Source organism: Bradyrhizobium monzae, from assembly GCF_021458635.1.
Classification (GTDB): Bacteria; Pseudomonadota; Alphaproteobacteria; order Rhizobiales; family Xanthobacteraceae; genus Bradyrhizobium.
On record NZ_JAIRDQ010000004.1, the window covers coordinates 16384 to 32747 of the forward strand.

Sequence of the window (16364 nt, forward strand, 5' to 3'; positions counted from 1 at the left end):
CGCTCCGCTCGCAATGACGGAGTGTGTGGGCGACTGCGGAGCCCACCCGCTCATATGCCTACTTCGTCAGCAGCACATACGCGCCCGTCCACCCTTCCCCGGGCGGATTGACTTTGAACTCCTTGATCCGCGCTTCGTACAGCTTGAACAGCTTGTCCAGCGTGTCGGCGTCCTCGCTGCGGCGGCCGCGTTCGATGGCATCGAGTGCGCCCTGCCAGTTGCGGTTGCGGTAGCAGCCGAGCATCTCGATGGTAATGTTGCGCAGGCGCTGGAACGCGGCCGACTGCATCACGTCCTCGCGGCCGGCGATGGCATAGATTACCTCCGGCTCGCTCTTGCCCTTGACCATGATGAAGTCGAGCTCGAGGATCGCGAACTTGTCCTTGGCCGCGAGCGCCGTGTGGGAGCCGACGATGATCGGAAAGCCGTATTCCTTGGTCTGGCCTTCCAGGCGTGACGCCAGGTTCACGCTGTCGCCGAGCACCGAATAATTCTTCTTCAGATCGGAGCCCATATTACCGACCACGCCGATGCCGGTGTTGAGACCGATGCCGACATTGAGCGGGATATAGATATGGCCGCCATCGGCGGCTTCCTGCTCGCGCTCCTTGTTGACGACGTCGATCTTCTCGAGCATCCGGACCGCGGCCTCGCAGGCGTTGACCTGGTGCTCGGCATCGTCGAGCGGCGCATTCCAGAACGCCATGATGGCGTCGCCCATGTACTTGTCGACGTAACCCTTCTCCTCGATGATCACGTCGGTAAGGGGCGTCAGGAAGCGGTTCATCAGCGTGATCAGGCCTTGCGGATCGTGCTTATAGCTTTCCGAGATGGAGGTGAAGCCGCGCACGTCCGAGAACATGATCGTCAACTCGCGCTCCTCGCCGCCGAGCACGACTTTCTCCGGCGATTGCGCGAGCTGCTCGACCAGCACCGGCGACATATATTGCGCAAATATGCCGCGGATCTGTACGCGCTGCCGCTGCTCACGCACGAAGCTCGAGAAGATGAAGGTCAGGTAGATCGCGGTGGTCGACAGCAACGGATAGGTGAAGTCGATGAGGTAACGGTACTGCCAGTAGAAGAACCAGGACGTGCCTATCAGGACCGCGGCAAACATCGCGCCCGCCAGCACCAGCCGGACGGGGCCGAGATTCGGCGTGAAGATGATGACGAGGATGCCGATGATGAGCGCGGCGAGCAGCTCGACGCCGAGCGCGTAGTTCGGCTGCGAGATCACCGCGCCGCTCAGCACGCTTTCGAGCACCTGGGCGTGGATCTCGACACCCGGCATGTTCGGGGACACCGGCGTGGTCTTGAGGTCGTTCAGCCCGGCGGCGGAGGTGCCGATCAGCACCAGCTTGCCGGCGACCTTGCCGGGCGGCACGGCATTGTCGAGCACGTCGGCGGCCGAAACATAGATCGAGGGATCGCGGCGGGCGTAATGCACCCAAAGCTGGCCGTTCTTGTCGGTCGGGATCTCGACGCCCTTGAGGCGGATGGCGCGGATGCCGGTCTTGTCGGTGCGAATCAGCAGCGTCGGCGTGCCCGTGACGACCCTCAGGATCTCGAGACTGAGCGAGGGCATGATGTTGCCCTGGGCGCGCATGATCATCGGCACGCGGCGGATCAAGCCGTCGCGCTCGGTCCGGATCGAGAACAAGCCGCGGCCGGCCGCGACCTGTTCGATGACGGGCACGTTGCGCAGCAGGCCGGGGAATTCGAACAGGAATTTTTCGGCGTTCTCCTCGCCGACCGTCGCCACGCCAGTGAAGGGCAACGTCTTGTCGAGCTCGGACCCGACCGCGGGCTGGCCGGTTTCGCCCAGCACCACGCGCGAGTGCTTGATCGCTTCCGAGAGGATCTGGTCGTTGCTCGGCAGCTCGCGCAGCTTCATCCGCGTGGCGTCGTCCAGATAGCGCATCTGGTTGGCGACCAGATCCGGATTGAGCCGATCTGGTTCCGAGAACACGACGTCGAAGCCGATCGCCACCGCACCGCTATTGGTGAGGTTGATAATCAGGTCCGCGATCCGCATGCGCGACCACGGCCATTGGCCGAACCTGGCGAGGCTCCTGTCGTCGATATCGACGATGGTGACCGGCCGCACCGTCTTGTGGCGGGGATCGATCAGCTGGAACAGGTCGAAGGTGCGCAGCCGCAATTCCTGCACCGGCGGCGGATCCCAGACGCGCAAGCCGGCGAAGACGACCAGCAGCGCAAGGCAGAGCAGCCGCGCAAGGCCGAACTTTCGCGTGAACCACCGACGCAGGATTCTGAGACGTTTCATGTCGATTGAATATCACGCATTGCCGGTCAATGGCAGCGCCGAACGCACGTGCAGACGATCGGCGTCGTCCGAGCGGTTACCCGGGATGAACGATGAAGTCGCTCGCGTGGAGATTGAGGGCGTTGACACCCTTCAGGAGGATCGTGTCGGCGGCATCGATCGTGATCAGGGTATCCGCAGGATTGGTCGACGAAGCCGCCACGTGCTGCGCGATCCATGCAGCGTCGATATCGGCCGCCACGACGCTGGTCAGGTCGATGTGGTCCTGATTGGGCGTGAAATTCACGATCATGTCGTGGTTCGAATTGGCCGCGAACACGAACTGTTCCTGATAGCCGGTCCCGAAGAACACGTCCTTGCCGGTCGTGCCGGTGAGGCTCTCGTGATCGTACGCGCTTTCGGCGAGATTGAAAATCAGGTTGACCGTATCGGTCGCGCCGTGGCCGTCGGTCACTTTGAGCGTGACCTTATCCGTGGAAGGCTCTCCGCGGCCTTCGTTGTAGGTCACCGTCTGCAATGTCGAATTGATGACGGCCAAAGAACCGGTCGCCGATGACGGGCTCACGTTGCTACTCGGATCCTCGGTGGCGGCAGCGATCGTGAACGTTTCATTGGCGTCGGCATCGGTAACCGAGAGGCCGTGCACGATCACCTGCTCGTCGCTGTTCTGCGTGACACTGATCTGGTCGACGTTGATCACCGGCGCGTCGTTGCTGCCGGCAATGTTGATCGTGACCACGCCATTGCCGGTGCCGGTCGCCGTGTGGCCGTCGTCAGGCACGATGGTGTATTGCAGCGACAGCGTATGCCCCGCGGCGAGGAAGTCGAAGGCCTGGCCGCCGGAATTGAAGTCCCATGAGAACTGCGCGTGCGTCGCGGTGCCGTCGAGAATGTCGCCCGACTGCACCTTGAGATAGTTCATCAGATCGGAGGCCCACAATCCGTCGAACCCGTCCGCCTGCAAATTGCCGTCGAGCTTGACGGCGACGCCGGTGGCGGAGACCGTCACGTGATCGGTGGCATCGACATCCGACACCGTCAACGTACCGTGGCTGCTCAGCGCCGCGTTGGTTTCGGGCAGGTTGTCGCCGGCACTATCGCCCGCCTCGACCATGACCTTCGGCGCGTCGTTGGTGCCGGTGATCGTGACGGCAACGTCCTGAGTAACCGTGCCGCCGTGGTGATCGTCAAACGTGACCGTATAGATCTGAGTGATCGCCTGACCCTGGGCCAGCGATTGTAGCGTTGGGTTGGTGTTGTCGAGTGTGAAATGCCAGCCCAGCGTCGCACCGTTGCTGGTGTCGCTGCCGGATTCGGCCACCGAACTGTCGATGGTGAAAGTACCGATATGCGAACTACTGCCGAAGCCCGGCAGATCCGAGCTGACGGATGACGACTTGAACACCGCCTGCGCGGTGTGGGTGTCGATCAGGTCGAGGTCTTGGACCGCCAGCGTGCCATCGGTCGAGAGCGTCGGCGTGGCGGCGTCCTCCGTCACGGCCCCCGCTGCCGCCGCGGCATCGCTCGTGATGGTCGGCGCGTCGTTGGCACCGTTGATCGTGACAGTGACGTCCTGCGAGACCGTTGCGCCGTGACTGTCGGTAAAGGTGACGGTGTAGACCTCGGTGATGGACTGACCTTGGGCCAGCGATTGCAGCACCGCATTACTGTTGTCGAGGCTGAAGTGCCAACCGAGCGCGGCACCATTGTTGGCGTCGGTGCTGAGCTCCGTCACCGCCGGATCGATCGTGAAGGTGCCGAGAGATGTGCCGTCGCTGAACCCCGGCAGGTGCGCGCTCGACGTCGACGATTTGAACACCGCTTGCGCCGTATGGGTGTCGATCAGATCCAGATCCTGGATCTCCAGCATGCCACCGATCGACAAAGTCGCGCTGGTATCCTCGGTCACTGTGCCCGATGCAGCCGCAGCATTGCTGGTCACCGTCGGCGCATCATTGGCCCCGTTGATGGTCACGGTAACGTCCTGCGAGACCGTTGCGCCGTGGTTGTCGGTAAAGGTGACGGTGTAGATTTCGGTGATGGACTGGCCCTGTGCCAGCGATTGCAGCACCGCATTGCTATTGTCGAGGCTGAAGTGCCAACCGAGCGTGGCACCGCTGTCGGTGTCGCTGTTGGACTCGGTCACCGACGAATCGATCGTGAAGGTGCCGAGAGATGTACCGTTGCTGAAACCGGGCAGATGCGCACTCGACGTCGATGACTTGAACACCGCTTGCGCCGTGTGGTTATCGATCAGGTCGAGGTCCTCGATCGCCAGCATCCCACTGGTCGACAGCGTCGCACCCGCATCCTCGGTGACAGTTCCCGCAGCGGCTGCGGCATTGCTGGTGATGGTCGGCGCATCATTGGCGCCGTTGATCGTCACGGTGACGTCCTGCGAGACCGTTGCGCCATGATCGTCGGTGAAGGTGACGGTGTAGATTTCGGTGATGGACTGGCCCTGGGCCAGCGATTGCAGCACCGCATTACTGTTGTCGAGGCTGAAGTGCCAACCGAGCGTGGCACCGTTGTCGGTGTCGCTGTTGGACTCGGTCAGCGACGAATCGATCGTGAAGGTGCCGAGAGACGTACCGTCGCTGAAACCGGGCAGATGCGCATCCGACGTCGACGATTTGAACACCGCTTGCGCCGTATGGGTGTCGATCAGATCCAGATCCTGGATCTCCAGCGTGCCACAGATCGACAGCGTCGCGCTCGTATCCTCAGTCACCGCTCCAGAAGCCGCCGCAGCGGTGCTGGTAATGGTCGGCGCGTCGTTGGTGCCGTTGATCGTGACGGTGACGTCCTGCGAGACCGTTGCGCCGTGGTTGTCGGTAAAGGTGACGGTGTAGACCTGGGTGATGGTCTGGCCCTCGGCCAACGATTGCAGCACCGGGTCGTTGTCGTTGAGTACAAAATGCCAACCGAGCGTGGAACCGTTGTCGGTGTCGCTGTTGGACTCGGTCACCGACGAATCGATCGTGAAGGTGCCGAGAGCCGTACCGTCGCTGAAACCGGGCAGATGCGCGCTCGACACCGACGACTTGAACACCGCCTGCGCCGTGTGGGTGTCGATCAGGTCAAGGTCCTGGATCGCCAGCGTGCCGCCGGTCGACAGCGTCGGCGTCGCGGCATCCTCGGTGACCTTGCCCATCGCCGTAGCAGAACTGCTGGTGACGGTCGGCGCATCGTTGGTTCCGGTGATGACGACCGTCACATCCTGGGTGACCGTTCCGCCGTGATGATCATCGACGGTGACGGTGTACACCTCGGTGAGGGTCTGGCCCTCGGCCAGCGATTGCAACACCGGGTCGTTGTCATCGAGCGTAAAGCTCCAGCCCACGGACCCGATCGTGCTGACGCCGGGACTCTCGCTCACCGCCGCGAGGGCGAAAGTGCCGATATGGGAGGTGCCGTCGCCAAAGCCGGGCAGATGCGCGCTCGACGTCGTCGACTTCAAGACGAAGCTCGCGGTGTGCGTGTCCGTGAGATCGGGATCGTTGAAGGTGATGGTGCCGCCAGCCGTCAGAGTCGCCGCAGCATCTTCCTTGATCGCACCGGTCGGGGTCGTCGACGCCGTAACGATCGTCGGCACGTCGTTGGTGCCCTCGACGCTGACGTCGGCGCCGTTGATGGACACGGTGATCGGCGTACTGACAACGCCGCCATGCCCGTCATCGACCTGGATCACATAATTGAGGACCAGCGTCTCGCCGTCGGCGAGGAAATCGAACAAATGATCGGCAACGCTGTAGGTCCAGGTGGCCGAACCGTTGTTGCTGTTTGCGGCGCCCTGCACCACGGTCAACGGCACCTCGACGGCGGCGACCGCGGCGAGTTGCTGCGGCGTCAACGATGCCGTGATATCGTGACCATGCGCATCGAGATATTTGAACGGCTGGGTGGTCGAGAGCGCCGCGCCGACGATCGGCCGATCCGTCAGATCGACGTCGGTGAACGTGACCGTACCGGTCATGGTGTCTAGCGCGGTGTTGCCGGTCCCGACCTTCTCGATAACGGTGCCGCCCGACGTCACCACGGTGGGCTTGTCGTTGGTGCCTGTGATGGTGATGGTGATCGGGATGAACGCGGTTTCGGGGTTGACCGAGAAATTGTCGTCGATGCGGACCATGTAGGTCAGCGTCAGCGTTTCGCCGGCCGCCAGGAAGTCGAAGACGTGGTCGGGAATCGTGTAGGTCCAGACTGCCGAACCGTTGTTGCTGTTGGCAGCTTCCGGGGCGACGCTGATCTGGATCTGCGTCGCCGCGATGTCCTGCTTCTGCAGCGCGGTGAGCGAGCCGGTGACGTCCTGCTGGCCCGCGTTCACGTAGACGAAGTTCGGCGCTTGAGCGAGAGTCACCGAAACCGTCGGCCGGTCGCCGAGATTCTGATCGACGAAAGTGATCCGGCCGGACACCGTGTCAGCATCGACGGTGCCGCCGGTCGTGTCCGCGCGGTCGGCGGTCGCATTCGCGTGCTCGGTCAGCTTGAACGCCGACGTGACGTTCCCGTTGAGATCGAGGCTCCGCGCCAGCGGCGGTCCGGGAATACGGTCAGCCGCCTTATCCCCTCCGCCTTGCCCCGAGCCGGCGCCATTGTTGACGGTGTGGGTAAAGGTCGCGGTCGCTGTGGCACCAGTGTCCGTCTTGATCAGGACGATGTTGCCGTTCTGCGTGATCGTGTCGGTGAAGTTGGTGGTGAGCTTGGTGTTGGTGTTGTTGTCGGTGAACTTCAGCGTGAACACGTCCGTGATCAGCTTCTGAACGTCCGGCGACAGCAGCCCATTGGTGATCGAGACGTTGCCGCCGCTGATCTGGATCATCTGGCCGGCCTGGTTGACCGTCGCGATCGGCAGCAGGGTCAGCTTGTCGAACAGGATATATGAGCCGGTGGTACCGTTCGGCTCGACCAGCACCTGGAAGTTGGCCTGCGGTTGCGGATCGCCGCCACCGGACGGAATGACGAAATTGATCTCCGTCAGCACCGCCGTGCCGCGGATGCCCATGGTGGCGACCGGCGTATCGATCTTCATGTCGCCGTGCTTGGCGGTTTCGCCGGCAACGAAGGTGATGGTGCCCGCGACCAGGCTGAGCAGCGAGGAATTGTTCGACCCGTTGGGGTCGTAAACCATCTCGTTCAGCACCATCCGCGCGTTCGAAGACAGGCCGAACACGGTGCCGTCGATGAAGGTGACGCCAAGCGTCGAATCCGAACCGGTCGAGACCACGTCGCCCTTCTCGACGTTGTCGCCGTTGTTCAGGATGACCGAGACGCCGTTGCGGATCGCGGTCGCGCTGCCGGTCAGCTTGGTGACATGGCCGATGACCTGCGCCGCGGCGGCACCGGGCGCGGCCTGCGCATACTGGACGTAACCCGTGAGCGCGCTGACGATGTCGCCGGTGAGATGGGCGCCGTCCGGCGAGGCGATCGCCGCGCGCTTGTCGCCCCTGAAATAATCGTGAACGACGAACTCATGGCCGTCGTGCGACAGCACGAGATCAACACCCGTGCGCTTGAACTCGCCATTGAAGATCAGATTGGGGTCGGCAACGACGACCGCGCCTTCGGGCACGTGGCCATGCGCTTTGGCTATGAATGAATCGACATGGTGGCCATTCGATTGGCCATCAAAAGAGAGCGCGGCGTCAAATTTGCCAGCGTAATTCAACCGGGCACCGTAAAAAGGGTTAAAATCTAAGTAAGTAGCCACCGCCTAAGCTTGCATAGCATTACCGAGTCCTTAGCGAAACCGTCTATTGCTTGTGTGATTTCGCATCACTTGGCCGCGCACGACTATGCCTGCAGCGACATTCTTAGATAATCTGAGGTATTATTCTGAATATTTTGAAGTCGAATCCGGCTTATTGCGCACATTTCCAGTCATCCAAAGTATTCAGCCGTACTGATTTGACAGCAGATACTTGTGTCATCTTTTCTTCGCAGTGCCCCGGAACATCCTGCGGCAAATACGGAGTTAAATCTGTGACCCATTTAACAGAACTCGTGAAATAGCGGGTCGTTAGCCATAGGCGAAGAATCGGCCTACCGACAACTTCTGCCCGTAGTTCGCTCGTTTTCGCGGCAGGCGAAGCTCGTCCCAACCGGCGAATCGTAAAATTTTACGCAATTTGGCCGAGCCAGGTTCAGCCTGTCCCTCGGTTTCGGCGCCCCGCCCAAGCGCGTTAAGCAGAACAAAACGGCCCGTCTCGCACTATCTCCGCGAAAGCAACAAGCCCGGCACGTTGAGGTCGAGGGGGACCTGGCGAAGCCGGATAAGGGGATGTCAGATGGAGACCGCTGCTCGCTCGCGCGCCTGGCGCGCTATCCTTGTCCTGTGCGGATTGATCCTGTTCGGATCGGCCGCCGACCTTCGTGCCGGCACATTGCTGTCGCCGGGCGCAGGCATGCTCGTGCGCAAATCGGCCGAGCCGTTCGGCGTGTTCGCCTTCGCCATTTCCACCGGTGGTTTGCGGCAGAAATGGTTCGCGCTGAAAGAGAAGCTCGACGACGACATGGTGCAGCTCGCGCTGTGCGACGGCGACCGCGACAATTGCGCCTCGCCCGCGGCGCTGAAACTGCTCGCCATCGTCGACCAGGCCCGCACCCGCGACGGCCGCGCACTGCTCGGCGAGACCAACCGTGCCATCAACCTCGCCATCCGCGCCGAAAATGACGGCGCCGAGGACGTCTGGAGCTCGCCGCTCGATACCTTTCAGCGTGGTGCCGGTGATTGCGAGGATTACGCCATTGCCAAGCTGGCCGCGTTGCGGCTTGCCGGTGTCGCCGCTGAGGACCTCCGCCTCGTCGTGCTGCGCGACACCCGCAATGGCGAAGGTCATGCGGTTGCTTCGGCAAAGCTCGACGGCCACTGGCTGATGCTGGACAATCGCCGCATGGCCATGGTCGAGGATGACGACGCGCGCAACTACCAGCCGCTCTACGTGCTCTACCAATCCGCCGTGCTGAAATATGCCGGCGAACCCGTGCGGGGCGAGAGCCAGCGGGTGTCCATGGTATCGGCCGAGGCCGAGGCGCGGTGATCTTGGTGTAACCACCCGCCACAAATCCATATCGCCACGCGATCCGGGACGCTAGCATGGCCATGGCCACGGGCATGCTGGGGACAATGGGAATGCGGTTGATCGTGCTGACTGTGCTTGCGCTGCTGGCATTACCGGTAATGCTGGCATTACCGGCGGCATCGAGCTTCGCGCAATCCAGGGCATCCGACCGGTCCGTTGCCGACAGGCTGCCGCTGTTCGCCAGGAATAACTGCCAGCAGATCCGTGACCCCGGCAATCAATTGTTCTGCGGTGATCCCGAGCTGTCTGCCGCGGCCGAGAAACTCTCTACCGCCATCGAGGCGCGGCTTGCCCGCCTGCCCGATCGCCTGCCTGCCATCGAAGAGAACGCGATCTGGATCCGCCAGCGCAATCTCGGCTGCGGCATCGTTGGCCAGACCGCGATCCGCGCCGATGAGTTCGACCGTGTGAAGGCCTGCCTTCTCAAGGTGACCGAGGATCGCGCCACGATCGTGCGCGATCCGGATTTCGACTGTCTCGCGGCCAACACCGCGGCCGGCGCGCTGATCTGCGCAGACCCGGCGCTGGCGCTCACCGAGACCGAGCTGAACAGCCAGGTGCTCGGCCTGATCGGCAGACTGGACCCGACCGCCGCGCGCTTTGCCTTCGCCGAATACGGCCGCTGGACCCGAGAGCGCGATCGCAAGTGCAACCTGGTCGGCAAGGAGAACGTGCCGCCGCAGGAGCTCGGCCCCGCGGAGGATTGCCTCGCCGACCATCTGAAGCGCAGGAGCGACGAGATCGCGGCCGCCAAGGGCGATCCGAACAAGGTGTTCGGCCGGCAGGTCGCAGCCAAGGAGCCCGACACCGACGCCGTCGATTTCTGCGCCGCGCGCATCCACGCCGCCAATTCGTGCGGCAACTTCCTCCGCATCAACCGCGTCTACGCGCTCGACAGCCAGGTGACGGATCAGGAAGCGCAGGTCACCGGCGAGATCGAGATGGTCGTGCTGGCGCCGTTCACTGCCTGCAGCAAGGTCGCATCGACCTGCACCGGCACCTGCTGGGACCCCAGCACCGGCCGCCCGCAACCGGGAGCCGCCAACAAGGAGCGCGCCGCGGCAGCCTTCAACGTCACCCGCCGCCTGCGAATCCAGCGGACCTTTGCTTTCGTGAAAGCCGCCGACGGCTGGCGCTGCCGCGAAGACGAGCTGGCGCCGGTGAACTCGGGTACCGCGGGCGGGGGATCTTGAGCTCTCTTTACGGAACGCTGAGGCGCACCCATCTTTGAATGACCGCATTTGCAGCAGCGCTATTCACCGTGCCGAAACATCTTCGGGTCATGGTCGCGACCAATGCAAAACCGGATGGTGTGGCCGTCATGAAGCCGGACAGCTCGGCGCTCGAAGTCCGAGGGTTAACCAAGCGTTTTGACCGTTTGGCGGTCGATAGCCTCGATCTCACCATCCATGCCGGCGAATTCTACGCGCTGGTCGGCCCCAATGGCGCCGGCAAGACCACCACTTTGCGCATGGTTGCAGGCCTGTTGCGGCCCGACGACGGCGGCGTTTCGATCTTCGGGATCGATGCGCTTCGAAATCCGGTCGCGGCCAAGCAGGTGATGGCGTGGGTCTCCGACGAGCCCATGATCTATGACAAGCTCACCCCGCTCGAATATCTCGAATTCGTCGCCGGCCTCTGGGGCATCGCGCCGTCCACCTCGAAGCCGGTCGCCGAGGAACTCCTGAGCTCGCTCGGGCTCGAGCCGCACCGCCACGAACGCTGCGAAGGGTTCTCCAAGGGCATGCGCCAGAAGGTGGCGCTTGCCGGTGCGCTGGTGCACGATCCCCGCCTCATCATTCTCGACGAGCCGCTGACGGGCCTCGACGCCGTCTCCGCCCGCCATGTGAAGGGCCTGTTGAGCGAGCGCGTTCAGGCCGGCTGCACCATCATCATGACCACGCATATTCTCGAGGTGGCCGAGCGCATGGCCGACCGCATCGGCGTGATCGCCGCGGGTCGCCTGGTCGCCGAGGGCACGCTGACCGAGTTGCGCCAGCAGAACGGCCATGCCGACACCAGCCTGGAAGACCTCTTCATCGCTCTGGTGACGCTCCAGGAAGCCGCATGAGCTCGGCGACCGCTCTTTCGTGGTTTGCCCGTCACGAGCTTCGGCTCGCCTGGCGCGAATGGTTCGCCATGATGACGGGTGGCCGGCGCAGGCGCGCCCGCGTCGCAATGATCGGCCTGCTGTTCTTCGCCGCGCTGCTGCATGTGCCGGCCTGGGCGGTGATCGGCCGCTTCGCCAATCTGCAGCTGCCGCTGGACAAATCGTCGCTGATCGTGATCTCGGCGACGATCTTTCTCGCCTGGACCTTGATGCTGTCGCAAGCGATCGAATCGGTGACACGGGTATTTTACGCCCGCGCGGATCTCGATCTCATCATGTCCTCACCGGCGACGCTCGCCAATCTGTTCTCGGTGCGCATCGCCGCGATCGCGCTCACCGTCACGGCGATGGCGCTGTTGTTCTCGACGCCCTTCATCGACGTGCTGGTGATCGGCGGCGGAGCGCGGTGGCTCGCCGCCTTCGGCGTCGTGATCGCGATGGGCCTGTCGGCCGCGGCGATCGCGATTGCCGTCACCATCCTGCTGTTTCGCCTGATCGGCCCGGCACGCACGCGCTTCGTGGCCCAGATCCTGGCTGCGATTATCGGCGCGGGCTTCGTCATCGCGCTCCAGGTCGCGGCGATCATCTCCTACGGCACCCTGTCGCGCTTCACCATCCTGACGTCAGGCACCCTCGCCGCCCACGCGCCCGACATCGACAGCATCTGGTGGTGGCCCGCGCGGGCGACCATGGGTGACAGCGAGGCGCTGCTATTGCTCCTCGCACTCGGGCTGGTGCTGCTCGGATGCGTGATGGCGATCTTCTCGGGCCGCTTCGCCGACACCGCGATCGACGCTGCGGCCTACGGCACATCCAGCCGCAGGCGCGCGAAGGAACGCCCGTTTCGCGGCGGATCGCGGCAGCAGGCGCTGCGGCGCAAGGAGTTCGTGCTGCTCTGTCGCGATCCCTGGTTGATCTCGCAGACCCTGATGCAGCTGCTCTATCTGGTGCCGCCGGCGTTGCTGCTGTGGCGCAGCTTTGCCGATAGTTCTGCGGCGCTGACGCTGATCTCGCCCGTCATCGTGATGGCCGCAGGTCAGCTCGCAGGCGGGCTCGCCTGGCTGACGATCTCCGGCGAGGACGCTCCCGATCTGGTTGCAACCGCGCCGCTCGCTGCCACGAGCGTCATCCGCGCCAAGATCGAGGTGGTGCTGATCGCCATCGCCGTCATCTTCAGTCCGCTGGTTGCGGTGCTGGTTTTTGCCTCGCCGTTCCAGGCTGCGGTCACGGCCGCCACGATCATCATCAGTGCGGCCTCGGCCACCGCGATCCAGCTCTGGTTCCGGGTCCAGGCCCGGCGCAGCCAATTCCGCCGCCGCCAGACCTCGTCGCGGCTTGCGACCTTCGCCGAAGCCTTCTCCTCGATCGGCTGGGCCGCGACCGCCGCACTGCTGCTGACGCTCCCGACCGCCGGTATCGTCAGCGGCCTGATCACCGCGAGCCTGGTGGCGATGACCTGGAAGTTCAGCCCGCGCCGGGAGTGAAGGTGCGACACTGACGCGCTGTTGATCGCGTCCTGTTGGCCACGCGCTGCATTGCACGCTAGACTTCCTCTGAGGTCATCGGGGACTGGATATGTGGCGATTCATTTCAGCGGCATTTGCGCTATTAGGCGCGTGTCTCTCACCTGCCCTCGCCCAGCAGCCACCTCAACGCAGCGAATGCCTGGCGATGGCGAACGCTGCGCCCCGCACGATGCCGGTCGCATTCCGGCAGGCGACCGCCGCGGCCGAGGTCGAGATCACCTATGCCGGCCACTCCACCTATTTCATCGACACGCCGGGCGGGGTGCGCATCGCGACCGACTATAGCGGCGCCTATCAGGTCGGCCGGCTGCCTGACGTCGTCACCATGAACCGGGCGCACAGCACCCACTATTCGCTCAATCCCGACGAGCGCATTCCCCACGTGCTGCATGGCTGGGGCGAGGACGGCAAGCCGGCGATCGTGTCGGAACGGATCGGCGACACCTTCATCCGCAACGTCACGACCGACATCCGCCGCTACTTTGGTGACGATTCCGGCACCGACATGATCCGCGACGGCAATTCGATCTTCATCTTCGAGGTCGCCGGCCTCTGCATCGGCCATCTCGGTCATCTCCATCACAAGCTCGACGACAGCCATTTCGCACAGATCGGGCGGCTCGACATCGTGATGGTGCCGATAGACGGCACCTACACCATGTCGCTCGACGGCGTCTCGGAGATCACCAGGCGCCTGCGTGCCTCCGTGGTGCTGCCGATGCACCGTTTCGCCACCCCGCTCGACGCGTTCATGCGCCGCATCGGCCAGCAGTTCGAGATCGACCGCCGCGCCGAGCGCTCCCTGCGAATGTCGCGGGATACGCTGCCAACGACGCCGACGGTGATCATCCTCGACGGCGTCTGACGCGCAATTTTCTCCAAGTCGGCTGTCTGCCAATCGTGCTGATCTCTCGACGACAGGAGATCGACATGACCGACTTTGCGAGATTGCTTCACGCGGACGGGCCCAACCCCGAGCATGCGGCGGCGCTTCAGCTCTATGGCCGCTTCGTCGGCGACTGGGACGCCGAGATTACCGCCCACGGCACAGACGGAACGAAACACGCCGCACCCGGCGAGATTCACTTCGGCTGGGTGCTGGAAGGACGCGCGGTCCAGGACGTCTGGATCATTCCCCGCCCCGCGGGCGCGACCGCCTTTCCGATCGCCGGCAATTGGTACGGCACGACGCTGCGGGTCTATGATCCCTCCATTTCCGCGTGGCGGATTTCCTGGTTCGATCCGGCGCGCAGCGTGTTCCGTCAGCAGATCGGCCGTCCGCGCGGCGAGGACATCGTGCAGGAAGGCACGACCGAAAGCGGCGAGCTCACGCGCTGGAGTTTCGTTGAAATCACAGACGATTCCTTTCACTGGCTCGGCGAGGTCAAGCCCACCGCCGCCGCTGATTGGCGGCTGGTGGTGGATGTGAGGGCGCAGCGGCGCAAGGGGTGAGCCGAACTGATCTTGATTGGACAATCGGGCTCAGGATTCGCTGCAACCTCTCCCGTTTGCGGGGGAGGTCGGCGCGAAGCGACGGGTGGGGGCTCTCTCCACGCTGGGGCATTCTCCGTAAACCTCAAACAATCCCGACGCGGAGACACCCACCCCAGCCCTCCCTCGCAAGCGGGAGAGGGAGCGCACCTCCTCCGCCGCTGCCATGGTGCTCTGAGCAAGGCGCGCTGCTGCGTGACGCGATGAGATGTTAGGCTCCCGCGACAAAAAACAGAGGGAGCGAACGTCGATGGCTGCAAGCGATCTGCCCGCCAACACCAGCGGGCTATTCGTCGAACCGCGCGAGGACTGGCTCGCGCAATATCAGGAGGAGATCCTCGATCCCGCGCGGCCGATCGTCGATCCGCATCATCATCTCTGGAATCGTGGCCATCGCTATCTGATCGAGGAGATGGCTGATGACATCGCTTCCGGCCACAACATCATCGCCACCGTCTATGTCGACTGCCGCTCGATGTATCGCGCACACGGGCCCGAGGCGTTCCGGCCCGTCGGTGAGGTCGAGTTCGCCAACGGCGTCGCCGCGATGAGCGCGAGCGGCGGCTACGGCAAGGCCGCGATCTGCGCCGGCATCGTCAGCCATGCAAACCTGCTGCTCGGTGATGCGGCCAAGCCGGTGCTGGAGGCGGAGATCGCCGCCGGCAACGGCCGCTTCCGCGGCATCCGGCATTCATCCGCCTGGGACCCGGATCCCGTCGTTGCCGGCATGTATGCGAACCGGCCGAAGGGATTGTTGCAGGATCCGACCTTCCGCAAAGGCTTTGCCTGCCTTGCACCCCTGAACCTCAGCTTCGATGCCTGGCTGTTTCATCCGCAGATCGGCGAGCTGACCGAGCTGGCGCACGCCTTTCCGAACACCAAAATCGTGCTCGATCATTGCGGCGGCCCGGCCGGCGTCGGTCGTTTTGCCGGACGGCGCGAAGAAGTGTTTCCGCAATGGCGCGCCTCGATCCAGGAGATCGCGAAATGCGAGAACGTGGTGGTGAAGCTCGGCGGCCTTGCGATGTGCCTGCTCGGCTACGACTTCCATCTCCGCGCCCAACCGCCGTCATCCGAGGAGCTGGCCGCGGCGTGGAAGCCTTATGTCGAAACCTGCATCGAGGCGTTCGGCGTGAGACGCGCGATGTTCGAAAGCAATTTTCCGCCGGACAAGGGCCAGTGCAGCTACCAGGTGATCTTCAATGCCTTCAAGCGCATTGCAGCACCAATGAGCGAAGCCGAGAAGACGGCGCTGTTCTCGCAGACGGCGACCGATGTCTACCGGCTCGAACTGCCGTCATGACGCGAAAGAGGGGCCGGGATGTTGGTCCCGCCCCCTCTTCCGTCGTGGCCGCTGGGAAGCGTCCGTAAAAAGGATTAGCCGGCACCCATCAGCGTCGCAGGACGGCGCTCGCCGGGCGAGAGGAACATCCGCTTGAGCTTGTTGACGACGCGGACCATGAAGCCGATGACGGCCGGGTTGGTCTTGCGGCAGAAGGCGATCTTCTTGACGTGGCCTTCGACATGCCATTTGGCATGCGCGCCATCGCGGAAGAAGATGACGTCGCCGACGCCGTAGCGCTTTGGCGGCATGCCGTCGCTTTCGAGCACGATCGATCCTTCCAGGATCATGATGGTCTCGTCGAAATCATAGTACCAGTTGAAGCGACCTTCGGTGCAGGACCAGATGATGGTCGACGAAGTGCCGTCCGAGCTGGTCGACAGGATGTGGGAGCGCGAGACCGGGTTGCCCTCGATGATCCAGGTCGGCTCGATCGGCCGCAGCTCCAGATCCACGTTGCAACTACCAATTTCAATCAATGCCCGCGACATCTGCTTCCCCAGAAGGTAGTATGATTAACCGG

Annotated in this window: 10 protein-coding genes; 7 read left to right on the forward strand and 3 right to left on the reverse strand. The window is 63.4% G+C overall.

Annotated elements, in window-relative coordinates:
* Positions 1 to 58 precede the first annotated feature (58 nt).
* On the reverse strand, positions 59 to 2290 hold the full coding sequence (locus K3F49_RS16515) for a CHASE2 domain-containing protein (RefSeq protein ID WP_234682018.1): 2232 nt from the start codon (positions 2288 to 2290) through the stop codon (positions 59 to 61).
* 76 nt (positions 2291 to 2366) lie between these two features.
* Positions 2367 to 7958: a VCBS domain-containing protein gene (locus tag K3F49_RS16520; RefSeq protein ID WP_249794815.1), complete on the reverse strand. Its 5592-nt coding sequence runs from the start codon at positions 7956 to 7958 to the stop codon at positions 2367 to 2369.
* 619 nt (positions 7959 to 8577) lie between these two features.
* Between K3F49_RS16520 and K3F49_RS16525 the strand changes: the two genes are divergently transcribed.
* From K3F49_RS16525 to K3F49_RS16555, 7 genes are all read left to right on the forward strand, one after another.
* On the forward strand, positions 8578 to 9330 hold the full coding sequence (locus K3F49_RS16525) for a transglutaminase-like cysteine peptidase (RefSeq protein WP_234682020.1): 753 nt from the start codon (positions 8578 to 8580) through the stop codon (positions 9328 to 9330).
* 92 nt (positions 9331 to 9422) lie between these two features.
* Positions 9423 to 10565, forward strand: a complete 1143-nt coding sequence (locus tag K3F49_RS16530) for a lysozyme inhibitor LprI family protein (protein WP_346657328.1) — start codon at positions 9423 to 9425, stop codon at positions 10563 to 10565.
* Positions 10566 to 10693: 128 nt separating this feature from the next.
* Positions 10694 to 11443, forward strand: coding sequence for an ABC transporter ATP-binding protein (locus tag K3F49_RS16535; protein WP_234682509.1), 750 nt, complete (start codon positions 10694 to 10696; stop codon positions 11441 to 11443).
* Positions 11440 to 12966, forward strand: a complete 1527-nt coding sequence (locus tag K3F49_RS16540; protein WP_234682022.1) for a permease — start codon at positions 11440 to 11442, stop codon at positions 12964 to 12966. Before K3F49_RS16535 ends, K3F49_RS16540 begins: the two co-directional genes overlap by 4 nt.
* Positions 12967 to 13057: 91 nt before the next feature.
* Positions 13058 to 13873 (forward strand): MBL fold metallo-hydrolase, encoded by an 816-nt coding sequence (locus K3F49_RS16545; RefSeq protein ID WP_234682023.1) that lies wholly within the window; start codon positions 13058 to 13060, stop codon positions 13871 to 13873.
* Between the two features lie 65 nt (positions 13874 to 13938).
* A complete protein-coding gene (locus K3F49_RS16550; RefSeq protein ID WP_234682024.1) occupies positions 13939 to 14460 on the forward strand; it encodes a hypothetical protein in 522 nt (173 codons plus the stop codon).
* Between the two features lie 289 nt (positions 14461 to 14749).
* Complete coding sequence (locus K3F49_RS16555) at positions 14750 to 15802, forward strand: amidohydrolase family protein (protein ID WP_234682025.1); 1053 nt, start codon at positions 14750 to 14752, stop codon at positions 15800 to 15802.
* A gap of 74 nt (positions 15803 to 15876) precedes the next feature.
* On the opposite strand, the gene K3F49_RS16560 is transcribed toward K3F49_RS16555, so the two are convergent.
* Positions 15877 to 16332 (reverse strand): cupin domain-containing protein, encoded by a 456-nt coding sequence (locus tag K3F49_RS16560; RefSeq protein WP_234682026.1) that lies wholly within the window; start codon positions 16330 to 16332, stop codon positions 15877 to 15879.
* Positions 16333 to 16364 lie beyond the last annotated feature (32 nt).